We start from the raw sequence: 21,515 nt of genomic DNA, 5'->3' as shown, positions 1-21,515 counted from the left end.
GATCCAAGGAGCAGTCATGAACAAGAAGAGCAGACCTGTTGTCTTCGGCATGCTGGCAGGGCTTACCCTGCTGGGCCTGGGGATCGGCTACGAGGAAATGTGGTGTGATCAAGTCGAGGCCGCTTTGGCCCGTCAGGAAGACAATCGGCTGGTGCGCGATGGGATTGCCGTCGACTTTGAACTGCGGCCCCTGGTGGCCGGTGCGGCGTTGATTGAAGGCAGTTATGCCAGGGTCAGCTTCAAGATCACCGACCAAACGTCCGGCCAGCCACTGTCGGGGGTTTCCCCCGGCGCCTGGCTGGACCCGGCGCTGGAGGACGAGGCGGTCCGCGACCGCGATAAAAGCTGCAAGTCGCGGGTGGCGCTGTTCCTCAGGAGCAGCATCGGTGCACGCCCGTTGATGGACCTCAACAGCTACTTTCTGCTGGTGCTGAACAAGGACGCCAGCCTGAGCGTGATCGACCCCACCGTTTCGGTGGGCGGCACCACCAGCACCATGGCCCGCATCGACCTGCCGCGCCCGCCGATGGATTGGGTGTCCAGCGACGACGACAAACGGGTCTTCGTGTCGATGCCTGAAGCCGGTGAGGTGGCGGTGATCGACACCGACAAGTTCCAGCTGGTCGGCACCATCGCCGCTGGCAAGCAGCCGGTGCGCGTGGCCCTGCAACCGGACGGGCGCCTGCTGTGGGTCGGAAACAACGACCAGGACCTGGCCCACAGCGGTGTCAGCCTGATCGACACCAACAGCCTCAAACCGGTGGGCTTTATCGCCACCGGCCCAGGCCACCACGAGATCGCCTTCAGCAAGGACTCGCAGCTGGCGTTTGTCAGCAACCGCGACAGCGGCACCCTGAGCGTGATCGACACCGCCAGCCGGATACTGCGCAAAAGCCTGAAAACCGGCTCAAACCCGCTGTCGGTGGCGGTATCGAAGCTGTCCCAGGCGGCGTACGTGGCCGACGGCAAGGACGGCACTATCACCGTGGTCGATGCCAGCAGCCTTGAAGTGCGCAGCGTGATCCAGGCCCAACAAGGCCTGGGGCCGATGCGCTTCAGCCACGACGGGCGCTTTGGCGTTGCCCTCAATACGTTGACCAACCAGGCGCTGGTGATTGATGCGGCCACCGACAAGGTCATCCACCAGCTGGACGTCTCGGCCGAACCCTACCAGGTGACCTTCACCCAGGCTTATGCCTACATCCGCGGGCTGGCCTCGCCGAAAGTCACCATGGTCAACCTGTCGAGCCTGGGCGAGGGCCGCCAGCCGATCGTCCAGGGCTTTGACGCAGGCCCCGCCGCACCGCGCCAGGCCGGTGACCTGCCGCTGGCCCAGGGCCTGGTGCCGGCACGCGATGACAACGCGGTATTTGTGGTCAACCCGGTCGACAACACCACCTATTTCTACACCGAAGGCATGAACGCGCCGATGTCGGGTTACCTCAATCGTGGCCATGTGGCACGTGCCGCGCTGGTGGTCGACCGCAGCCTGCGGGAGGTCTCGCCCGGGGTGTACAGCTCGACGCTGAAGCTGCCGGCCGCGGGGCGCTTCGATGTGGCGTTCCTGCTCAACCAGCCGCAAATCATTCATTGCTTCAGCACCCAGGTTGAACAGCGCTCTGGCGCCATACCGGCGGGCGCGCCTCGGCTGGAGTTCCTCAAGGACCACGCGCCGCTGACCGCCGGCCAGCCCTACACCCTGCGCTTCAAGGTGTTGCAAGGGCAGGGCGAGCCGCGTGCGGGCCTCAAGGATTTGACCGTGCGTTACTACCTGGCGCCGTCCTCCCGGGCCCGGGAGATCCCGGTGCGGGAAGTGAGCGAGGGGCTTTATGAAGCACCGCTGGAGTTGGCCCAGAGCGGCGCCTGGTACGTCCATGTGCGTTCCCCATCATTGGGGAACAGCCTGGGGGACAAGGCCTTCGCCAGCCTGCGGGTGGTCCCTGCACAGGCCGCACGCTGAATCTATCGACAAGGGGATGACGATGAAGACTTTCAAGCTGATGTGCACCCTGGCCTTGGCCCTCGGGGCATTGAACATGGGCCTGGCTCACGCCCATTCGGCGGCCGGGCACGAAGGCCATGCGCCCGCCGCACCACAACGGGAGCGCGCCGAGGTGCGCTTTGCCGATGTCTCGCTGCTGGACCAGAACGGCATGCCGGTGCGCCTGGAGAAGGACCTGGTGGGCGACAAGATCGTGTTGATGGGCTTTATCTACACCAGCTGCAGCACGGTGTGCCCGGTGGTGTCGTCGATCATGGGCAAGGTCCAGAAACAACTGGGCGGGCGGGTCGGCGACGAAGTGCAGTTGGTGTCGATCAGTGTCGACCCGCTGCGCGACGACCCCAAGCGGCTGCAGGGCTATGCGCGCAAGTTTCAGGACGGCCCGGGCTGGAGCTGGCTGACCGGTACCCAGTACGCGGTCACCGAAACCCTCAAGGGCCTGGGCAGTTTCAACCCTGACTTGAAGAACCACCCGCCACTGATCCTGGTCGGCGACGGTCGCAGTGGCCACTGGACCCGCTTCTACGGCTTTACCGACCCGGCCGTGCTGGTCAGTGAAATCGAACGCCTGGGGGCCCGCCGCGTCCATGCCAAACACACCGCCGTCGCCCTGGAGCAACAGCCATGAGCGCCTCGACCTTGCGTGTCAGCGGCCTGCGTGCCTTCGATTGGCGGGTGCTGCTCGGCTGCCTGTTGATGTTCACCCAGGTCGCCATGGCGCATGAAGGCCATGAAAAGCCCGAGACCAGGCTGGTGACGCCTGCACCGAGCACCGGCACACACGACGCCCAGACCTACTTCACCGACACGCTGGTGAAGGATCAGCATGGCAATGAGCTGCGCTTCTACAGCGATGTGCTGAAAAACAAGGTGGTCCTGCTCAATGTGATCTTTACCCACTGCACCGACGCCTGCCCGCTGATCACCCGCAAGCTCAAGGAAGTACGCGATGCCCTCGGCGAACCGCTGGCCAGCCAGGTGGTGTTCATTACGCTGAGCAGCGACCCGCAGCGCGACACGCCGGCCACCCTCAAGGCCTTTGCCGCCAAGCAGGGCGCCGATGACCCCAACTGGCTGTTCCTGACGGGTGACAAGGCCAATATGGACCTGGTGTTGGGGCGCCTTGGCCACCTGATCCCGAGCCCGGAACAACACTCCACCCAACTGATCGTCGGTGACGTCGCCCATAAACGCTGGAGCAAGGTCCGCCCGGATGCGCCGGCCGAGGCCATCGCCGAGCGCCTGAAACTGCTGTCCCAGCCTCTGGCCGGACGGTGAGTACGGCCATGGTGACCTCCCTGATCGCCGCGCTCGGACTGCTGGTCTGCCTGAGCGGACCCGCCGTGGCCCTGGACATGACGCCCCAGGAGTTGGCCGGCAAGCGCTTGTACACAGAGGGCGTGTCGACCAGCGGCGCTGAAGTCTCGGCCCGGGTGGGCGCCGCCGACATGCTGCTGCCCGGCACGGCCTTGCCCTGCGCCAATTGCCACGGCACCGATGGCCGTGGCCGCCCCGAAGGCGGGGTACGCCCACCGGACATCACCTGGCAACGCCTGAGCCAGGCCAGTGGGCACACCAACGGCCGCCGTTACCCGGCTTACAGCGAAGGCAAGCTGGCCCGTGCGGTGCAAGAAGGCGTCGACCCGGCCGGCAATCGGCTGGACCCGGCCATGCCTCGCTTTGTGCTGTCCAGTGGCGACCAGCAAAACCTCACCGCCTACCTCAAGCGCCTGAGTGAAGACCGCGACCCCGGCGTGCAGGCCGAACATCTGCGACTGGGTACCTTGTTGCCACGCACAGGTCCCCTGGCGCCGGCCGCCGCGACGGTGGCGGCGATCCTGGAAGGCAGCCTGGCGCGAATCAACGAAGCCGGCGGCATTCATGGTCGCCAACTGCAGTTGGTCAACCTCGACCCGGGCCCCGACCAGCAAAGCGCCGAGCGTGCCTTGCAGCAGTTGCTCGGCGAAGAGCAGGTGTTTGCCCTGATCGCCCCCCTGGCCCCGGCGCTGGACAGTCAGCTGGCCGAGCGCCTGGAGCAGAGCGGGGTGCCCATGGTCGGCGCGCAGTCGCTGCTGGGCAACAGCCTGGCCAGCCCGCAGATTTTCGAACCGCTGCCGGGCCTGCGCGAACAACTGCTGGCCCTGGCCCGTTACGCCAGCGAGCACCTGGAGGCCCGCGACTTGCCTGGCGTGGTGGCTTATCAGGCCGGCAGCGGCCAGCACCAGGCGGCGCTGAAACTGCAAAACGACTTGCAGTCCCACGGTTGGCAGCAGGTACGCCTGCAGGCCGTTGATGATCCGGATGCCGAGCCTGTGAGTGCCCCCGTGGCCCCGGTCAACACGGTGTTCTGGCTGGGCGATGGCACAGGCTTTCTCGCGCTCGCCGAGCAGTACAGGGCCCAGGCCACGGCGCCGTACCTGTTTGCGGTGTCCAATCAGGTGGCCGGCGAGGTCCAGCAACTGCCGGTCGAGTATTCGCGTCGGGTGTTCCTGGCCTATCCGTTTATCCCCAGCGACTGGACGCTGGCCGGCAAGGCCGGATTGATCGAATTGCGCCAGCGCCAGGGCCTGGACAGCCAGCATGCCTTGTTGCAGGTGGGCACCTACTGTTCAGTGCTGTTGCTCAGCGAAGGGCTCAAGCGCGCCGGCCGCGACGCCAGCCGGGAAAAACTGGTGGCCGCCCTCGAGGGCCTGCACGACTTCGCCACCGGGCTGACCCCGCCGGTGAGTTTCGGCCCCGGCAAACACCAGGGCCTCAGTGGCGCCCACGTGGTCACTGTCGAGTTGCCCGATCCGCTGTTTTATCCAGTGGCGCCGTTTCTGCAAAGCGACACGGCGCCCTGACTCAGGAGGTACCGCATGAAAGCCTGGATCGCGTTATCGCTCATCTGTTGCTGGCTGCCGCTCGCTCAGGCCTTGCCTGTGGACGGCCCGGTGGCAGCCAGGGTCAATGGAGTGGAGATCAGCCAGATGCGCCTTGAACATTATTTCGCCGACTACCTGAAGGCCGAGGGCCGCGCCGTTACCAGCATTCGCAGCCCCAGCGTCTATGGCCGCCTGCGCAGCGCGGCGCTGGATGAGCTGGTCGACAAGGAGTTGCTCTGGCAGGAAGCACTGCGCCAGGGCGTGGTGATCGAGGACAGCGTGGTCGCGGCCGAGATTGCCGACCTGCGCCAGGCGTTCGGATCGCCCGAGACCTTCTCGCGGCGCCTGGCCGAGGCCGGGTTCGATGAGCAAAGTTTCGCCGACTACACTCGTCACGAAATGGCCGCGCAGGCCGTCTACGCGCAGCTGACCCGTGTCGAGGAGCCCGATGTTGAGCAGCTCAAGGCGTTTTACGCAGGTGAGGGCAGCGTCCTGCTCAGCCAATCGAACCAAACCTTTGAGGCCATGGTCTCAACGGAGCAGGGACTCGCATGGCTTAAAACCCACTATTCCAATCGACAGCAGATGCTCGCGGCCAGGGCGTTGCTGGAGCGATTGCGCGCCCAGGGCAGCATCGAGCGCATTGACGCCGGGTGAAGCAACCCCCAATGTTGGGGAGACCGCTGACGGGACGTTCAAATGCTTCCCCCGCTTTTGGGGGCGGTGCCGGGCTGCCCTGTTCGGTGGTAAAAAAATATCTAGATAAATCAATGGCATACACCGCTTCTAAATGAAGCGTTACGCCTGGCACGAAGCGTGCTCAAGCCTAATCAAGGCGACGCTCTGCCAGGACGGGAAACCGGACCTGACGTGTTTCAAGGAGTCGACCTTGTTGAACAAAGTACTGGTAGTCGAAGACGAACAGATCCTGGCGGCAAACCTCGAAATGTATCTCGGGGCGCAAGGTCTGGAGGTCCGTGTTGCCCACGACGGTTCCACAGCCATCAAAGCGGCTGAGGAGTTTGCACCCGACGTCGTAGTGCTCGATTTCCGTTTACCCGACATGACGGGTTTTCAGATTCTCGAGGCTGTTCGCCAACACAGGGACTGTCATTTCGTGCTGATCACCGCCCACCCGACCACTGAGGTCAAAGAGGGCGCGATCCAGCGAAACGTCAGTCATATCCTGTTCAAACCCTTTCCGTTGGCGGAATTGGCCCGTGCAGTCTGTGACCTGATAGGGGTAAAGCGGGAGCCCAAGCCTGGCGCCAACCGTGCTGAAGGGTTCGTCGAACGACGCCAGGGCAGGAACGAGAATTTCCCCCTGCAGTTGTATGACGGCAGCTGGGTGCTGGCAGATCGCCGAAAACCGGCCTCTACCGCGCCTGATGACGCTCAACGGCGCACCGGGGAGTAGGGGCGCGATCTGACGTTTCGGCAGTGCCGTAATGGCTGGCCGCGCCAACTGGGCTACCGCCCCGAGGCGTTGGAGTACATGCCATGGAACGTCTGTTGATTGCCGTCGAATCCCCGATCAGAGCGATTGCGTCACCCGTTTTTGCCTGCGAGCTGCTGGCCCAGGCCCACACCAGCGCCGCCGCCTCCGGCGAGCGCGTGCTGCAAGCCCTCGACACCTTGAGTGCACTGGAGCCTGCCGCGTTCGTTGAACGCCTGGGCGCCACCTTGCATTACCCGGTACTCGACACCCCATCGCTGTTCGCGGCCACGCCAGAGTTCGACCGGGTCAGCCTGGCCCAGTGCCTGAAACGCGAATTCATGTTGCTGCGCCATGGTGACGTCGTCATTGGCGTGTTTGCCGACCCCTTCGACGGCAGCCGCCTGGCCTGGATCGATGAATGCCTGAACGGCGCACCGCTGTACCTGGTGCATGCCGCCGACCTGGCCGCCTGCCTTGCCCGCCACGAAGAAAGCTTTCATGCGGTGGAGTCGCTCAACGCCGCCACCAATGCCGTTGTCGAAATCGACACCCTGCAGAGCCTGTCGCTGACCAGCATCAGCGAAGACGCCAGCACAGTGGTCAAGCTGGTCAACTCCACGCTCTACGATGCCTTGAAGATGCACGCCAGCGACATCCACCTGGGCACCACCGGCACGGGCCTGGTGATCAAGTACCGGATCGATGGGGTGCTGAACAACATCGGCAAGGTCAGCGGCACCGAGTTTGCCGAGCAGGTCATTTCCCGGGTCAAGGTCATGGCCGAACTGGACATCGGCGAAAAACGCGTGCCACAGGACGGCCGCTTCAAGATCGGCATCAGTGGCCGCCAGATCGACTTCCGGGTCTCGATCATGCCGAGCATCTTCGGCGAAGACGCAGTGCTGCGGGTGCTGGACAAGCAAGACCTGAGCGACCGGGTCAGCGGCGTGCAACTGCAGGCCCTGGGCTTTGCCGACGAAACCCTGCGCAGCCTGCGCCGGCTGGCCGCCGAACCCTACGGCATGGTGCTGGTGACCGGCCCCACCGGCAGCGGCAAGACCACCACCCTGTACGCGATGATCACCGAGATCAACCACGGCGTGGACAAGATCGTCACCATCGAAGACCCGGTGGAATATCAGCTGCCGGGTGTGCTGCAGATCCCCGTCAACGAGAAGAAGGGCCTGACCTTCGCCCGCGGCCTGCGTTCGATCCTGCGCCATGACCCGGACAAGATCATGGTCGGCGAGATCCGTGATCCCGACACCGCCCAGATCGCCGTGCAATCGGCCCTGACCGGCCACCTGGTGTTCACCACCATCCACGCCAACAACGTGTTCGATGTGATCGGCCGTTTCACCCAGATGGAAGTGGACCCCTACAGCTTCGTCTCGGCGCTCAACGCCGTGCTGGCCCAGCGCCTGATCCGGCTGGTCTGCCCGGCCTGCGCCGAGCCCCATGTGCCGGACAGCGAAGAGCTGGCGGCCTCGGGCCTGCAGGCCGATGCGGTAGCCGACTACCACTTCGTCCACGGCCGCGGCTGCGGCCAGTGCCGTGGCACCGGCTACCGCGGCCGGACCGCCATCGCCGAACTGCTGCACCTGGACGACGAAATTCGCCAGCTGATCGTGGAGCGCCAACCGACTTCGAAAATCAAGGCGCTGGCCTGCAGCCGCGGCTTGCGCCTGCTGCGTACCTCGGCACTGGAACTGGTTCGAGAAGGGCGTACGACCCTTGAGGAGATCAATCGTGTCACTTTTGTCGCCTGAGCGTTATATCGCCGTGATCGGCAGCGGTGGCGTGGGTCTGTGTCGACGCCATGGCCGCGAACAACAGTGGCTGGGCAGCGTCGGCTTTATCAGCGACCCGCAGACGGCCGGGTCGGTGGCCCTGGACACGCTCGAACGGTTGCTGGCGCAACACGCCCCTCGGCGCGCCGAACTGTGCGTGGTGCTGTCGAGCCAGTACAGCCGCTACGGCCTGGTGCCCTGGAGCGAACAGATCCACAGCCCGGCCGAATTGCTCGCCTATGCCCAGGTCTGCTTCGAGGAGCGATACGGTGTTGCTGGGCAAGACTGGCGGCTGACCCTGTCGCCGGAAGCGGCCGGGCATGACCGCATCGCCGTGGCCTTGCCTCAGGCGCTGCTGCAACGGCTGGACGCCATTGCCGAAGCACGCGGGCTTAAATTGGTCTCGGTGCAACCCTACCTGATGGCTGCCTACAACCGCTTTGGTCGAAAGCTTGACCAGAACAACTTCCTCTTTGTAGTCGCCGAGCCGTCGCGCAGCGTGTTGCTGATGGCCCGCGCCGGGCGCTGGGTATCGGTGCACTCGGTGGGCGGCAACGACAGCGATGCCGCCCTGAGCGCGATGATCGCCCGCGAAGTGGTGCTGCTGGCCTCCCAGCATGACCAACCGCTGGGGGTTTTCCTCCACGCCCCGGGTCGCCTGGACTCGCCACCGCAGATCGCCGGGGTGCAGCTGTGCAGCCTGGCCGTCGAACAGGAACCGGTACGTGACGTGTTGTTCGTCATGTCCCGGGCGGTGGCCTGACATGCGCCCGCTCATGCTCGACTTCAAACCCGTACGCCGGGTCGGCCCGCTGAGCTGGAGCCTGCTGGTGGCAGGCGTGGTGCTGGCCGCCGGGGTGTTCTTCCTGCAACAGCAACAGGACGCCCAACTGGCCGAACAACAACAGCGGTTGCAGGCCATCGAGACACACCTCAACGGCAACACCGCCAAGCGCACCTTGTCGGCGGCCCAGACCCGCGAACAAACCGAGCACCTGGAGCAGATGCATGAAGTCTCCAAACAACTGCGCCGCCCTTGGGAGCGCCTGTTCGCGATGCTCGAAGCCTTGCCGCGAGAAAATGTGGCGCTGTTGTCACTGACCCCGGATGCACGCAAGGGCCAGGTCCGCATCAGCGCCGAAGCGCGCGACCTGGAAGCGATGCTGGCGTTCCACAAACTGCTCGAAGCCAGCGATGAACTGCACGACGTGTCGTTGCTCAGCCACGAAATCGTCGCCCAGGTTCCCGAGCAGCCGGTGCAGTTCAACCTCTCGGCCAGTTGGGAGATCAGCGATGCGAATCCCTAGATTGATCATCCATGAACGCCTGCGCCAACTCGGTTGGCCAGGCATTGCCGGCGGCGCGCTGTTGCTGGTGACGCTGGGGCAGGGCGCGGCAGTGCTGCTACCGGGTGAGCGGTTTCTGACCGACGTCGAGCAGCAGCTGGCCAACGCCGAGGCCTATCAGGCCCGCATCGCCCAAGGCAGTGAAGCCGCGCCACTGGTGCCCCAGCGCCAACTGGAGGATTTTCGCAGCAGCCTGCCGGCCCAGCCCCAGGCCACTGACGCGATCGACCGGATCTACGCCCTGGCGGCCCTCGAACGCATCACCCTGTCGCGCGGTGAATACAGCTTGGGCAGCGACCCGAAAACCCGGCTGGCACGCTACTCGATCGTATTGCCGATACGCGGCAACTACCCGCAAGTGCGGCGCTTCCTGCACGCCTTGCTGACCCAGCTGCCGGCGCTGGTACTGGAAGACATCGACCTGCAACGCAAACGGATCAGTGATACCGAACTGACCGGGCGCATTCGTATGACTCTGTACCTCTCGAGGTCATGATGAACACTAAACGCACCCTCGGCTGGTTGGGATTCTTCACGGTGGCGGCGGCGCTGACCTGGATTCCCGAACACTTTTTCACTGAACCTGCGCCGGCAACCGACGCCGCCTCCGTGGCCGGCAGCCAGGAGGCCACGCCGGCACAGGCGGCCAAGGCGCAGGCGAACAAGGACAAGCCGGCCATTGCCGGTGACCTGTTCGCAGCCAAGAGCTGGAAGCCGGTTGTCGCGATGGCCACCGTCACCGAACAGCCGCTGGCCGCTGCACCGGACGAGCCGGCACCGACGGCACCACCGCTGCCGTTCCAGTTCATCGGCCGGCTGGACAACCAGCAGGACCAGCAGATTTTTCTGCAGAACGGCGAAAAACTCTACGTCGTGCGCCACGGCGACGTGATCGACAACACCTACCGCATTGACCACATCTCGGCCACCGAGCTGAGCCTGGTCTACCTGCCTTTGCATTTGACCCAGACCTTGTCTGTAGGGAGTGCACCATGAACATGGCTCGTTTGAATAAACCGGTCCCTGGCCTGATGCTCGCGCTGTGTGTGGCGCTGGCCGGATGCGGTACCACCGGTGTGCGCAAAGAAGGGCAGGCATTGATCGAGGGGGGGCAGTACGAAGCGGGCCTGGCCCGAATCCAGGAAGGCCTGGCCCAATCGCCGCGTGACACCGAGCTTAACCTGGCGTTGATCAGCGGCCGTGCCCGGGCGGTCGAAGCCCTGATCACCCAGGGCGACAGCGATCGTTCCCGTCACGACTTCACCGGTGCCCGCCAGGCCTACAGCCGGGTGCTCAGCATCGAGCCCTCCAATGGCCGCGCCAAGGAAGCGATTCGCCAGATGGAGCAGATGAGCAACCTGGCGGAGCGCGTGAACATCGGTCAGGCCGCCTTGCGCCGGGGTGACATCTTCGGCGCTGAAAAAGAGGTGCGCGAAATCCTCCTGCTCGACCCGCAAAACGAAGGTGGCCTGGCCCTGCGCAAGGACGTGGAGCTGGTGCAAAGCCGCAACGTCACCCAGTACCCGCAACTGCGTACCCGCCTGGACAAGCCGGTTACCCTGGAGTTTCGCGAAGCCAACCTCAAGACCATCTTCGAGGTGCTGAGCCAGGTCGCCGGCCTGAACTTCATCTTCGACAAAGACCTGCGCCCGGACATGAAAGCCACCATCTTCGTGCGTGACGTGCGCATCGAAGACGCGATTGCCCTGTTGCTGGACCAGAACCAGCTGCACCAGAAAGTGGTGAACGAAAACACCCTGCTGATCTACCCCGATTCGCCGCAAAAAACCAAGGACTACCAGGAGTTGGTGATGCGCACCTTCTACCTGACCAGCATTGATACCAATGCCGCGCTGAACATGGTCAAGACCATGCTCAAGACCCGTGACGTGTTCGTCGACGAGCGCCTCAATACCCTGACCATGCGCGACACCCCGGATGCCGTGCGCATGGCCGAGAAGCTGCTGCAGGCCCAGGATCAGTCCAACCCGGAAGTGGTGCTGGAAGTGCAAGTGATGGAGGTCGCCAGCCAACGCATCCTCGACCTGGGGATGCAATGGCCCAACACCTTCGGCGTGATCAACGCCGACGGCACCGGTGTCAACGTGCTCGACCAGCTGCGCGGGATCAACTCCGGGCGCATCTCCATCGCGCCGTCGCCACAGCTGAAAATCAACGCCCAGGACAACGACATCAACACCCTGGCCAGCCCCGTGATTCGCGTCAGCAACCGTGAGCAGGCGCGTATCCACATCGGCCAGCGGGTACCGATCATCAGCGCCACCTCGGTGCCCTCGACCCAGGGACCGGTCATCACTGAAAGCGTTACCTACCTGGATGTCGGTCTTAAACTGGAAGTCACCCCGGTGGTGCACCTGAACAACGAAGTGGCGATCAAGATTGCCCTGGAAGTGAGTAACGCCACGCCGCTGGAGCCGACCCGTCAGGGCACCATCCCGGTTCAGGTCGACACCCGCAACGCCCAGACCAGCCTGCGCCTGCACGACGGCGAAACCCAGGTGCTGGCCGGCCTGGTACGCAACGACCACGGCGCCACCGGCAACAAGATTCCGGGGCTGGGCGACATCCCGGCGCTGGGCCGGCTGTTCGGCAGCCACAAGAACACCATGGGCAAGTCGGAGCTGGTGCTGTCGATCACCCCGCGCATTGTGCGCAACCTGCCGTACAAGAGCCCGTCGGACATGGAATTCCCGACCGGCACCGAAACCAGCATGCACATCCCGTCGATGGGCCGTTCCAACCAGCCCGATGCGCTCAAGACCGACGGCGAAGGTCGGCCCAGCGCACCGATGACCGCCGCGTCGACCCCGGCCTCGGCGACCCCATCGACCCCTGTAGCGACGAGGCACTGAGCCATGAAACGCACAGAGCGAGGCTTCACCCTGATTGAAGTAGTGGTGACCCTGGCGCTGATCGGCCTGTTGGCGGCGATCGCCGCGCCACTGACCGAAACCGTGGTTCGTCGCAACAAGGAGCAAGACCTGAAGGCGTCGCTGTATCAGATTCGCGACGCCATCGATGCCTACAAACGGGCATTTGATGCGGGCTGGATCGAGAAGTCGCTGAACGACAGCGGCTACCCGCCCAACCTTCAGGTGCTGGTGGAGGGTGTACGTGATGTGCGCAGCGCCAAGGGCGCCAAGTTCTACTTCCTGCGACGCATCCCGCGTGACCCGCTGCTGAGCACCAAGCCTAACGATGAAGGTGGCTGGGGCCTGCGTTCCTACACCAGCTCCAGCGACAACCCGCGCAGTGGTCAAGACGTCTTCGATGTGTACTCCAGGGCCCAGGGCCTGGGCCTCAACGGCATCGCCTACAAGGAGTGGTGAATCATGGAACGACAGAAGGGCTTTACCTTGATCGAGCTGCTGGTGGTGCTGGCGATCATCGCGACGTTGATGACCATCGCCGTGCCGCGCTACTTCAACAGCCTGGAAACCTCGCGCGAGACCACCCTGCGCCAGAGCCTGGCGGTGATGCGCGAAGCACTGGACCACTACTACGGCGACACCGGTCATTACCCCGATTCCATCGAACAGCTGGTGGAGCAGCGCTACCTGCGCGGCGCCCCGCTGGACCCGATCAACGGCAAGCGCGACACCTGGCAACCGATCTCCCCACCCGATGGCGTGGCCGGTGGTGTTGCCGATGTGAAAAGCGGTTCAACCGGGAGGGCGCGTGATGGCAGCCTTTACTCAGAGTGGTAACCCTGCCGCCATGGGCGGTTTCACGTACCTGGGCGTGTTGTTGCTGATCGCCCTGAGCAGCATGGCCCTGGCGGCAGCCGGTCAGCTGTGGTCGACCGCGGCCAAGCGGGAGCGCGAGCGTGAGCTGATCTGGGTCGGCAGCCAATATGCCCAGGCGCTGCGCAGCTACTACCGCGCTTCGCCGGGCCTGGCTCAGTACCCGGAGGACCTGGCAGAGCTGCTGGAGGACAACCGTTTCCCGTCGCCCAAACGGCACCTGCGCAGGCTCTACCCGGACCCGATCAGCCAAACCGAAGATTGGGGTCTGGTGCGCTCGATCGACGGACGCATCACCGGGGTCTACAGCCGCTCCCAGGCCACCCCCCTGAAGCAGTCCGGCTTCCCGGCCCAGTGGTCCGATTTCGAAGGCGTGACTCACTACGCCGACTGGCAGTTCGTGGCCGAGAAGGCCTTTATGGAATCCGCTACCGGTGGGCGCAAATCGCTCAGCCAGGGAGGTGGTGAATGAACCGCCTGGCAGCTGTGCTCGGGCTGGTCGTGGCGCTGCTGTGCAGCCCGCTGCAGGCCTCTGAAGAAGACGAAATGAAGGGCTTTATCGTCGACAACACCATCTCCCACATTGGCCACGACTTCTATTACAGCTTCACCGAACGGCTGCGTGCCACCAGCCGTCTGGATTTCAACCTGGTGGTGCGCGAGAGGCCGTCGGCCCGTTGGGGCAGCCTGGTGACGGTCGAGTATCAACAACGGCTGGTGTACCGGCGGTTTTTGCCGCCCAACACCGTGGAACTGCAGGCCGTGGCATATGAAGCCGCGGACCTGGTCAAGGCGCAGATTATCCAGCGCAAGCTGGAGGCATTACTGCAGGACACTACTGATCTGGAGAAGGACGAATTATGAACACCAAGACCCTCTCGCTGCGTGCCGCCATGTTGCTGGTCAGCGCCGGCCTCTGCGGCCAGGCCCTGGCTACCGAACTGGTCTACACCCCGATCAACCCTTCGTTCGGCGGCAACCCGCTCAACGGCACCTGGCTGCTCAACAACGCTCAGTCCCAGAACGATTACGACGACCCGGACCTCAAGGATCGCACCACCACCGGCACCTCGGCGCTGGAACGCTTCACCGCCCAATTGCAATCGCGGCTGCTCTCGCAACTGTTGGACAACGTCTCTAACGGCCAGGGCGGAACCCTGTCCACGGATGCCTTCATTGTCAACGTGATCGACGATTCCGGAGCCTTGAGTATTGAGGTGACGGACCGCGTGACCGGTGAAATTTCTGAAATTCAGGTCAATGGCCTGGCCCAATAAGCGCCAGGTTAAAGGGAGAAAATCATGAAAAGAATTCTGCTGACCCTGATGGCGGTTGTCCTGTTGCAAGGCTGCAGCCTGCGCGAACCGATGCCGGCTGAACACGACCCGAAAACCCCAACCCTCACCCCACGGGCCTCGACCTATTACGACCTGCTGAACATGCCGCGCCCAAGAGGCAAGCTGATGGCGGTGGTGTATGGCTTCCGCGATCAGACCGGGCAATACAAGCCAACGCCTGCCAGCTCGTTCTCCACCAGCGTCACCCAGGGCGCGGCAAGCATGCTGATGGACGCCTTGTCAGCCAGCGGCTGGTTCATGGTGCTGGAACGTGAAGGTCTGCAGAATTTGCTGACGGAACGCAAAATCATCCGTGCTTCGCAGAAAAAACCCAATACCCCAGTCAATATCCAGGCCGAACTGCCACCGCTGCAGGCGGCCAACCTGATGCTCGAAGGCGGCATCACCGCCTACGACACCAACGTACGCAGCGGCGGGGAAGGGGCGCGCTACCTGGGGATCGACATCGCCCGTGAATACCGGGTCGACCAGGTCACCGTCAACCTGCGCGCGGTGGACGTACGCAGCGGGCAAGTACTGGCCAACGTCATGACCAGCAAGACCATCTACTCAGTGGCTCGCAGCGCTGGCGTGTTCAAGTTCATCGAGTTCAAGAAACTGCTCGAAGCCGAAGCCGGCTACACCACCAACGAACCGGCGCAACTGTGTGTGCTGTCGGCGATCGAAGCGGCGGTGGGGCACCTGCTGGCCCAGGGGATCGAGCGGCGGATGTGGGCGGTGGCGGATGGGTCGGACAGTGCGACCGTCGATAAATACCTGACTCAGTATCAGCAGCCCGAATGAGTGATCGCCGGGGGGCCGCTGCGCGGCCCATCGCGGCCAGGCCGGGACGCCGGACCGCCGCTCCTACATTCAGTTCGCGGCCTGGCCGAGTTTGAGTTACGCAGTCGGTGTAGGAGCGGACCTGGCCGCGATGGGCTGCAAAGCAGCCCCAGATGATGACCATATTGAAATTTGAATCCTTCGACGCTACTCTGCGCCCCGTCGCTGCAAATCAGCGAACCAGGGTTAGCAGCCTGCGCAAGAACAACACCGTCTGTTTCCGTATGTGGGTGATTTCCCGCATGCGTGACTCATGGCGTTTTTAATCTCTTGCACGAGGCTGCATTCATGCCCAACTACATCCCGCTTTACGATCCCACCACTGAACCCGCTGTCCTTCACCTCGATACCCAGGCCGACCTGCTCGATCTTGTGATCTGCGCCAACCACCGGCTGACGCTGGGCCGGGATTTACTCAAACATATGCCTCCGACGGCTGAGCTTTCGGATATGTGGGCGGTATTCGATGCGGCCGCTTTGTTGATTGGCGATGGTTGCAAGGTGATGGATGTCATCGAGCAGCGGGTGGTGGGTCAGCGCCGGTAGGAGCTGAGCTTGCTCGCGATTACGCCGGTGAGGTCCAAGGCCATGTCGTCAGTAGTCGCGCCTATTCCAGCCAGGCTTCTGCCGATTCTACTGGCCTCATCGCGAGCAAGCTTGGCTCCCACGCCGATCGCCATTCATGCCGAATCAGCAGCCCGAATGAGTGATCGCCGGGGGGCCGCTGCGCGGCCCATCGCAGGCAAGCCTTGCTCCTACGGAGTTTCATCGCCGGTAGGAGCTGAGCTTGGCTCCCACACCGATCGCCATTCACGCCGATGTTGAGCGGGGAGCTTTTGTGGGAGCAAGGCTTGCCCGCGATGAAATCACCGCAGTGTGTTCATCGCGCGATTGCGCGATAGCCACATCGAAACCACACAGATCTAAGGCCGAACAAACAAGGCTGACAACTCCAAGTTCACAGGCCATGGCACGTTGCAACAAATGTGGGAGCGGATTTATCCGCGAAGCGCCGCGCGGGCGGCGCTCGATTTCGGCAGCGCCGCAAAACCCAAGGCAAGCACTTGGAAGCCTTGATACGGTCCTCAGACAACCCTCTTCATACTGATGGGGCGAGGCGAGGGTGGCCTGCCAGAAGATCGCATGAGCCGTGAGAGGTGCTTGCCTTGGTTTTTCCATTGTTCTTGAGATCGAGCGCCGCCCGCGCGGCGCTTCGCGGATAAATCCGCTCCCACATTTGTTGGAACGTGCCATGGCCTGTGAGATTGGGGTTGTCAGCTTTGCTTGTAGGGCGGGAGATCGCGGTGGCGCACGCAAAAAAACGCCGGTTCAAATGAACCGGCGTTTTCGAATAGTGGGGTGGACGATGGGGATCGAACCCACGACAACAGGAGTCACAATCCTGTGCTCTACCAACTGAGCTACGCCCACCACTGTGCGTTGCGGGGCGCATCTTACATCGATAACTTGCTGATAGGTAACTATTTTTTCAAAAAGCTGAAAATAATTGCGTTTGGCCAGCCTAAGCCATCAAATTCAAGGGCTTAGCCCACGGCTTTTCCATTGGGGTCATCTGAATTCGGAGTTCAGGATGTGGGAGCGGATTTATCCGCGAATTCAGTCGCTGCGGTGTATCAGGCTGAGCCCCGTTGCCCCTGTTCGCGGATAAATCCGCTCCCACATTAGAGGTTATGCCGCGTTTACAGGGTCTATGCACGCATACACCACCAACTCCACCAACATTTCCTCACGCGCCAGCCCCGCCACCACGATCGCCGCGCGGTTGGGGAAGGGCGCCTGGAAGTATTCGGCATACAGCGCATTGACCGTCGCCAGGTAGCTGCGGTCGGTGACATAGATCAGCACCTGCGTCACGGCATCCAACGAGCTGTTGGCCGAGATCAGGGTATGGCGCAGGTTTTCAAGCGTCTGACGGGTTTGCGCTTCGATGCCGCCCTCGACCACCTGGCCACTGGCGTCGATGGGGATTTGCGCGGTGTAGAGCGTGCCGTTGCCGACGACGGCCCATTCCATCGGCGCGCGGGAGGCGAACAAGTCAGTCTTGATGGCGTATTTCATTAAGGGGTTTCCTGGTGAATGTGGAGAGTGTCAGTCGGCATCGCTGCCGCCGCCAGCGCCGCGCTGGCGCGAGGCTTCTGTGCTTTCGACCAGCACCTGATCGGCCAGCTGTTTGAGCCGCTGCCAGGTCTGTTCGCTGACGTGGAAGCCTTGCTCAAGGGCCGGAGGCGAAGCGGCCTGGATCCATGCCACTGAGGCTGGGCGGGTGAATTCGACGGTGATGCATTGCTCATCGCCTCGAACATCTGCGGCCTGTTCGTCGATATGCAACGCAGGCCGGGTGTTCCCGGCGCTGAAGCTGGCGACCCGGGTTTGCCGGGCATCACGCCAGCGCGCACGGATGTCCAGCCCCAGTTCCGCCCCCCGGCACAGATAGCCGAGTAACAACAGCCGGTTGTGGCAGTGGCGGATGCGCAGGATGGCGTGGCCGTTGTGCAGCGCTTTGGCCAGGCTCAGTTCCACGGCCTGAGCCGCGCAGCGCAAGACGCTCTGACCATTGGCATCCAACACCAGCAACGCGCTGTCCTCATAGCACAGGGCAAACGGTCGATGGGCTTCGGCCTGCAAGTAGCTCAGCGCTTTGTCGAGGGCACCGACACCGTCCAGGCCTTGCACCTGCAACCAGCCGATCATGTCAGCGGCGTCTTCACAGTCGCCGACGGCAAAGCCCATGCCTTCGAACGCCTTGCGGCACATCACCTGAATTTCATTGAGGGACACGCGCATCTCACAGACCTCCCGTTGGCATCAGCGCAAAGTTCCAGTCGTCATCGAACGGCTGGCCGATCTCGCTCACCAGCGGCGCGCCCTGGAACAGGGTGATACGTACCCAGCGGCTGGATTTGGGGTCGAACTTGCCGGCCCCGAAAAACGCCAGTTTGCAGCGCAGCAGGTGGATCGGCAGCATGTCGTGGGCCAACAGGTTGGCGCGGATTTCGCCATAGGCGCAGGTAGCCATGCCTTGCAGGCGCCGCACCGTGCCTTTGAAGGCCGGCTGGGCAATCAGAAAGTGCGCGGTGAGATCAAAGGGATACTGGCGTTGATGGTGGAGCACCGCCGCATGGCAGCGCTGGATATTGCGCGCAATACCCAATTGCATCTCCTTCTCGGCACCCGGCTCTTCGGCACGCATACCCAGCCGCGGCTCCTCCTTCTCGGCCGAGCGATACCAGAAAAAGTGCTCGGCGTCGGCAGCGTTGAAGTCATAGGCCAAGGCCCAGCCGTAGTGGCTTTCAATCAGTGTGCGCAGCTCGGCCAGGGGCATGTGCGCATCCAGCCGCCAGCCTTCGACCACACCCATATCGTCAGCCAGCGGATTGACCAGATCGGGGTACAACTCCAACAACAGGCTCACCAGCAATTCCTGGCAACCGAGGCTGGCATTCGCCTCGGCCCAGGCCTGCAGGCGCGGCCAGAGATCGTTGCTGGCGGGTTGTCGATTGAGCCAGGCACCCAGTTGCTCAAGGTCCGCCTGGGTGTGCTGGTCAAGGGCGCTCTGGCGCTGGTCTTCAGTCAGGGTTTGCTGCAGGTGCAGGCGTGCCCGCTCGAGCAGCCGGTGAAAACGTTGCAGCTGCGCCGGGCCAGCGGGTTGCGCCAGGACTCGGGCCAGGCCGGTTTCCCGCGCCCACAGCCACTGATTGACCAATTGCGGATGGTTGAGCAGAAACGGCGCCATGCCCAGGCCGGTGGAGTTGCCAACGCCGAGGTAGCGTTGCAACGCCTTGTCCAGGCTCACGGCGCGCTGCGGATTTCGTGCTCGCGCCATGTGCTCGATCTGCTCGACGCTGAAGTGGCGCAGCAGGTAGACGGTGAACATCTGCGCGCTGAACGGCTGGCTGAAATCGGCGCTGTCTTGCAGGCAGCCGAAATCGGCGATGCCGAACTTGCCGTTACCGTAGACGGCGGTGGTGCGGTAGAGGTAGCCGACCTCGGCCAGCTGGCGAGGGTCGGGCTGGTTGCCTTCGGCCAGTGCGGCGATAAACCGCTCGAAGTTGCGCAGGCTGCGGTTGGCCCGCGACAGCACCAGCACTCGGGCGTCATAACGGCCGGCTTCCTGCAGCGGCACATTGCGTTGCAGGTCGGCCAGTTGCGCCTCGTCGACATCCCCTGCGACCAGCACAAAGGTGACGTCCCACTGATCGGCGATCACCCGGTCACTGCGTTTTTCCGGCGGCAAGAAAGCCGAAAAAATCACACAGTGGTAATGCGCCGTCGGCGTGTCGATGCGGTAAATGGCAGTGCCAAAACCTTCGGCATCCAGGTCGAAGCAGCTGCGCTGGATCCGCCACTGCTGGTTCATCATCCGCCGCATGCTGCTGCGCACGAAACTCAAGGGGCTCTGGAAGTGGCTGCCCAACCGCTCAAGGTCCATGACCTGCCCGGCGGGGCGCAACGGGGCCGCATCAACGGCGTGGCTATCAAGGTTCGACATCATTGTTATTCCTGAACGCATCATGATCAGACGCCTTGCTCGCGGGCCAGGTGCCGGGCGATTCGCACGGCATCCCAAAGCGCCGGCAGGATCAGCAGCGACACCGGCACCGCGGTGATGACAATAAAGGATTGCAGGGCGGTCACGCCGCCGGCGCCGATGGTGATCAGCACCACGGCGGCCAGGCCCATGCCAATGGCCCAGAACCCGCACAGCCATTTCTTCGGCTTGTCGGTGCTGGACATCGCCAGCGCCACGGTAAAGGCCATGGCATCGCCATTGGTCGCCACCGAGATAAAGCTCAGGAACAGGAACAGCGCGGAGATCAGCCCACCCAGCGGCAGGTTCTGGGTTACGCCCAGCAGCAGGGCTTCGGGCTGGCTACCATGGGCGGTGACGCTGCCGGGTGTTTGCAGCTCAAGGCCGATACCGGTGCCGCCGACCACGGTGAACCAGAACATGGTCACGATGGGCGCGATGATCGACAGCGTCATGATGATCTCGCGGATGGTCCGGCCCCGCGAGATCCGCGCGACGTACAGCGCCACCATCGGTGCATAGCCGATAAACCAGCCCCAGTAGAACACCGTCCACCAGTCCAGCCACTTGGGGTCGGCGCGGAACATTGTCAGCGGGATAAACTGCTCGACATGCAAGCCGAACGCTGCAGGAAAGCCGCCAAGGATGAACAGCGTCGGGCCGAAGGCGACCATGAACACCGCCAGCCCGAGCATCAGCCAGACGTTGATTTCGCTCACGAAGCGGATGCCCTTGAGGCCGACCAGGCAGGAGGTGGTGTACATCAGCGTCACCAGGATGATGGTGATCGACTGGGCGACGATATCGTTCGGCAGGCCCCAGACCGCGTGCAGTGCGCTGCTGATTTGCAGCCCCAGGAAGCCGATCGGGCCGATGGTACCGGCCACCACCGCAATGATCGAGGCGGCGTCCGCCAGCGTCCCGATCGGGCCTTTCAAGGCGCGCTCGCCGAACAGCGGGTAGAGCAGGGTGCGCGGCGCCAGTGGCAAGCCCTTGTCGTAATGCAGGTGCATCAAGACGATGGCGAGCAGGCTGCCGAGCACTGCCCAGGCCAGAAAGCCCCAATGCACGAACGACTGTGCAAGCGCGGCAGTGGCTGCGGCTTCGCTGTTCGGCTGGATGCCGGCAAAAAGCGGCGGTGGGCTGGCGAAATGCATCAGCGGTTCGGCGGCTGCCCAGAAGGCGCCACCGCCGGCGAGCAAGGCGCACATGATCACGGCGATCCAGTTGAAGGTGCTGATGTCTGGGCGTTGATCAACGCCACCCAGGCGCACACGGCCACATTTGGAAAAGCCGATGCCCAGGCTGATCACGAAGGTCGCCAGCATCAGCACCTGCCAGTAGAGGCCAAAGGCTTTGGTGGACCAGGCAAACAGGGTATTGACCAGCGCCGACACGGCGTCGATATCCACCAGTGCCGCGATCAGGAAGGCGGCCAGGAAACCGCCGCTGATCAGGAACAGCGGCCAGTCGATATCGCGGGCGACGGGCAGGCCCGGGGCCTGGTCGTCGGCTTGCAGGGTGGTTGGGTTTTTCATGAAACCTCCAAAGACCGGCGATTGTTTTTATTGTTCATGCTGTC

Annotated in this window: 23 protein-coding genes and 1 tRNA gene; 19 read left to right on the top strand and 5 right to left on the bottom strand. The window is 63.3% G+C overall.

The features are described from left to right. The first annotated feature begins 16 nt into the window (after positions 1-16). The 19 genes from GUY40_RS17725 (at position 17) to GUY40_RS17635 (ending at position 15,930) form a co-directional block, all read left to right on the top strand. Positions 17-1,960: a YncE family protein gene (locus tag GUY40_RS17725; RefSeq protein ID WP_166570206.1), complete on the top strand. Its 1,944-nt coding sequence runs from the start codon at positions 17-19 to the stop codon at positions 1,958-1,960. 22 nt (positions 1,961-1,982) lie between these two features. Next, positions 1,983-2,630 (top strand): SCO family protein, encoded by a 648-nt coding sequence (locus GUY40_RS17720; protein WP_256675785.1) that lies wholly within the window; start codon positions 1,983-1,985, stop codon positions 2,628-2,630. Then, positions 2,627-3,280: an SCO family protein gene (locus GUY40_RS17715; protein WP_166570204.1), complete on the top strand. Its 654-nt coding sequence runs from the start codon at positions 2,627-2,629 to the stop codon at positions 3,278-3,280. Before GUY40_RS17720 ends, GUY40_RS17715 begins: the two co-directional genes overlap by 4 nt. Before the next feature lie 8 nt (positions 3,281-3,288). Next, positions 3,289-4,845 carry an ABC transporter substrate-binding protein gene (locus GUY40_RS17710; protein ID WP_166570203.1) on the top strand — a complete coding sequence of 519 codons (1,557 nt, stop codon included), beginning with the start codon at positions 3,289-3,291 and terminating at the stop codon, positions 4,843-4,845. A 15-nt stretch (positions 4,846-4,860) separates the two neighbouring features. Continuing rightward, entirely contained in the window at positions 4,861-5,523 is a 663-nt protein-coding gene (locus tag GUY40_RS17705) for a SurA N-terminal domain-containing protein (protein WP_166570202.1), read from the top strand. Positions 5,524-5,755: 232 nt separating this feature from the next. Continuing rightward, positions 5,756-6,283 carry a response regulator gene (locus GUY40_RS17700; protein ID WP_166570201.1) on the top strand — a complete coding sequence of 176 codons (528 nt, stop codon included), beginning with the start codon at positions 5,756-5,758 and terminating at the stop codon, positions 6,281-6,283. Positions 6,284-6,366: 83 nt separating this feature from the next. Then, positions 6,367-8,073, top strand: a complete 1,707-nt coding sequence (locus GUY40_RS17695; protein WP_166570200.1) for a GspE/PulE family protein — start codon at positions 6,367-6,369, stop codon at positions 8,071-8,073. Beyond that, positions 8,054-8,857: a hypothetical protein gene (locus GUY40_RS17690; RefSeq protein WP_166570199.1), complete on the top strand. Its 804-nt coding sequence runs from the start codon at positions 8,054-8,056 to the stop codon at positions 8,855-8,857. Before GUY40_RS17695 ends, GUY40_RS17690 begins: the two co-directional genes overlap by 20 nt. A 1-nt stretch (position 8,858) precedes the next feature. Next, positions 8,859-9,401: a PilN domain-containing protein gene (locus tag GUY40_RS17685; RefSeq protein ID WP_166570198.1), complete on the top strand. Its 543-nt coding sequence runs from the start codon at positions 8,859-8,861 to the stop codon at positions 9,399-9,401. Then, positions 9,388-9,936, top strand: coding sequence for a GspMb/PilO family protein (locus GUY40_RS17680; protein WP_166570197.1), 549 nt, complete (start codon positions 9,388-9,390; stop codon positions 9,934-9,936). The genes GUY40_RS17685 and GUY40_RS17680 overlap by 14 nt, the downstream gene beginning before the upstream one ends. Then, on the top strand, positions 9,936-10,436 hold the full coding sequence (locus GUY40_RS17675; RefSeq protein WP_166570196.1) for a hypothetical protein: 501 nt from the start codon (positions 9,936-9,938) through the stop codon (positions 10,434-10,436). Before GUY40_RS17680 ends, GUY40_RS17675 begins: the two co-directional genes overlap by 1 nt. Beyond that, the gene (locus GUY40_RS17670) at positions 10,433-12,313 is read left to right on the top strand and encodes a secretin N-terminal domain-containing protein (RefSeq protein WP_166570195.1); all 1,881 of its coding nucleotides are present in this window, start codon (positions 10,433-10,435) and stop codon (positions 12,311-12,313) included. The genes GUY40_RS17675 and GUY40_RS17670 overlap by 4 nt, the downstream gene beginning before the upstream one ends. 3 nt (positions 12,314-12,316) lie before the next feature. Continuing rightward, positions 12,317-12,790: a type II secretion system protein gene (locus GUY40_RS17665; protein ID WP_166570194.1), complete on the top strand. Its 474-nt coding sequence runs from the start codon at positions 12,317-12,319 to the stop codon at positions 12,788-12,790. Between the two features lie 3 nt (positions 12,791-12,793). Next, complete coding sequence (locus tag GUY40_RS17660) at positions 12,794-13,168, top strand: type II secretion system protein (protein ID WP_166570193.1); 375 nt, start codon at positions 12,794-12,796, stop codon at positions 13,166-13,168. Then, complete coding sequence (locus tag GUY40_RS17655; protein ID WP_166570192.1) at positions 13,143-13,676, top strand: type II secretion system protein; 534 nt, start codon at positions 13,143-13,145, stop codon at positions 13,674-13,676. The genes GUY40_RS17660 and GUY40_RS17655 overlap by 26 nt, the downstream gene beginning before the upstream one ends. Further along, complete coding sequence (gene csgE / locus GUY40_RS17650) at positions 13,673-14,068, top strand: curli production assembly/transport protein CsgE (protein WP_166570191.1); 396 nt, start codon at positions 13,673-13,675, stop codon at positions 14,066-14,068. Before GUY40_RS17655 ends, csgE begins: the two co-directional genes overlap by 4 nt. Continuing rightward, positions 14,065-14,481 (top strand): curli assembly protein CsgF, encoded by a 417-nt coding sequence (locus GUY40_RS17645; protein ID WP_166570190.1) that lies wholly within the window; start codon positions 14,065-14,067, stop codon positions 14,479-14,481. The genes csgE and GUY40_RS17645 overlap by 4 nt, the downstream gene beginning before the upstream one ends. A gap of 24 nt (positions 14,482-14,505) precedes the next feature. Beyond that, positions 14,506-15,345 carry a CsgG/HfaB family protein gene (locus tag GUY40_RS17640; protein ID WP_166570189.1) on the top strand — a complete coding sequence of 280 codons (840 nt, stop codon included), beginning with the start codon at positions 14,506-14,508 and terminating at the stop codon, positions 15,343-15,345. 327 nt (positions 15,346-15,672) lie between these two features. Then, positions 15,673-15,930 (top strand): hypothetical protein, encoded by a 258-nt coding sequence (locus tag GUY40_RS17635; RefSeq protein ID WP_166570188.1) that lies wholly within the window; start codon positions 15,673-15,675, stop codon positions 15,928-15,930. 809 nt (positions 15,931-16,739) lie between these two features. Here the strand turns inward: GUY40_RS17635 and GUY40_RS17630 are convergent. From GUY40_RS17630 to GUY40_RS17610, 5 genes are all read right to left on the bottom strand, one after another. Next, positions 16,740-16,815: transfer RNA gene (locus GUY40_RS17630), tRNA-His, on the bottom strand. A 258-nt stretch (positions 16,816-17,073) separates the two neighbouring features. Further along, positions 17,074-17,463 carry a RidA family protein gene (locus GUY40_RS17625; RefSeq protein ID WP_166570187.1) on the bottom strand — a complete coding sequence of 130 codons (390 nt, stop codon included), beginning with the start codon at positions 17,461-17,463 and terminating at the stop codon, positions 17,074-17,076. Between the two features lie 30 nt (positions 17,464-17,493). Beyond that, entirely contained in the window at positions 17,494-18,189 is a 696-nt protein-coding gene (locus GUY40_RS17620) for a DUF3726 domain-containing protein (protein ID WP_166570186.1), read from the bottom strand. Position 18,190: 1 nt separating this feature from the next. Then, positions 18,191-19,894: a hypothetical protein gene (locus tag GUY40_RS17615; RefSeq protein WP_166570221.1), complete on the bottom strand. Its 1,704-nt coding sequence runs from the start codon at positions 19,892-19,894 to the stop codon at positions 18,191-18,193. 26 nt (positions 19,895-19,920) lie between these two features. Then, positions 19,921-21,471: a BCCT family transporter gene (locus GUY40_RS17610; protein WP_166570185.1), complete on the bottom strand. Its 1,551-nt coding sequence runs from the start codon at positions 21,469-21,471 to the stop codon at positions 19,921-19,923. Positions 21,472-21,515 lie beyond the last annotated feature (44 nt).

This window comes from Pseudomonas sp. R5(2019), from assembly GCF_009905435.1.
GTDB lineage: Bacteria > Pseudomonadota > Gammaproteobacteria > Pseudomonadales > Pseudomonadaceae > Aquipseudomonas.
Note: the sequence above shows the minus strand (reverse complement) of the source record. Positions and strands in the feature narration are given on the sequence as shown.

Bases quoted from the DNA above. Each gene is read 5' to 3' on its own strand.
- GUY40_RS17705 (WP_166570202.1), top strand. From the start codon at position 4,861: ATGAAAGCCTGGATCGCGTTATCGCTCATCTGTTGCTGGCTGCCGCTC.
- GUY40_RS17625 (WP_166570187.1), bottom strand. From the start codon at position 17,463: ATGAAATACGCCATCAAGACTGACTTGTTCGCCTCCCGCGCGCCGATG.
- GUY40_RS17635 (WP_166570188.1), top strand. From the start codon at position 15,673: ATGCCCAACTACATCCCGCTTTACGATCCCACCACTGAACCCGCTGTC.
- GUY40_RS17665 (WP_166570194.1), top strand. From the start codon at position 12,317: ATGAAACGCACAGAGCGAGGCTTCACCCTGATTGAAGTAGTGGTGACC.
- GUY40_RS17725 (WP_166570206.1), top strand. From the start codon at position 17: ATGAACAAGAAGAGCAGACCTGTTGTCTTCGGCATGCTGGCAGGGCTT.
- GUY40_RS17720 (WP_256675785.1), top strand. From the start codon at position 1,983: ATGAAGACTTTCAAGCTGATGTGCACCCTGGCCTTGGCCCTCGGGGCA.
- GUY40_RS17710 (WP_166570203.1), top strand. From the start codon at position 3,289: ATGGTGACCTCCCTGATCGCCGCGCTCGGACTGCTGGTCTGCCTGAGC.
- GUY40_RS17715 (WP_166570204.1), top strand. From the start codon at position 2,627: ATGAGCGCCTCGACCTTGCGTGTCAGCGGCCTGCGTGCCTTCGATTGG.
- GUY40_RS17695 (WP_166570200.1), top strand. From the start codon at position 6,367: ATGGAACGTCTGTTGATTGCCGTCGAATCCCCGATCAGAGCGATTGCG.
- csgE (WP_166570191.1), top strand. From the start codon at position 13,673: ATGAACCGCCTGGCAGCTGTGCTCGGGCTGGTCGTGGCGCTGCTGTGC.
- GUY40_RS17685 (WP_166570198.1), top strand. From the start codon at position 8,859: ATGCGCCCGCTCATGCTCGACTTCAAACCCGTACGCCGGGTCGGCCCG.
- GUY40_RS17615 (WP_166570221.1), bottom strand. From the start codon at position 19,894: ATGTCGAACCTTGATAGCCACGCCGTTGATGCGGCCCCGTTGCGCCCC.
- GUY40_RS17640 (WP_166570189.1), top strand. From the start codon at position 14,506: ATGAAAAGAATTCTGCTGACCCTGATGGCGGTTGTCCTGTTGCAAGGC.
- GUY40_RS17620 (WP_166570186.1), bottom strand. From the start codon at position 18,189: ATGCGCGTGTCCCTCAATGAAATTCAGGTGATGTGCCGCAAGGCGTTC.
- GUY40_RS17680 (WP_166570197.1), top strand. From the start codon at position 9,388: ATGCGAATCCCTAGATTGATCATCCATGAACGCCTGCGCCAACTCGGT.
- GUY40_RS17670 (WP_166570195.1), top strand. From the start codon at position 10,433: ATGAACATGGCTCGTTTGAATAAACCGGTCCCTGGCCTGATGCTCGCG.
- GUY40_RS17645 (WP_166570190.1), top strand. From the start codon at position 14,065: ATGAACACCAAGACCCTCTCGCTGCGTGCCGCCATGTTGCTGGTCAGC.
- GUY40_RS17660 (WP_166570193.1), top strand. From the start codon at position 12,794: ATGGAACGACAGAAGGGCTTTACCTTGATCGAGCTGCTGGTGGTGCTG.
- GUY40_RS17675 (WP_166570196.1), top strand. From the start codon at position 9,936: ATGAACACTAAACGCACCCTCGGCTGGTTGGGATTCTTCACGGTGGCG.
- GUY40_RS17655 (WP_166570192.1), top strand. From the start codon at position 13,143: ATGGCAGCCTTTACTCAGAGTGGTAACCCTGCCGCCATGGGCGGTTTC.
- GUY40_RS17610 (WP_166570185.1), bottom strand. From the start codon at position 21,471: ATGAAAAACCCAACCACCCTGCAAGCCGACGACCAGGCCCCGGGCCTG.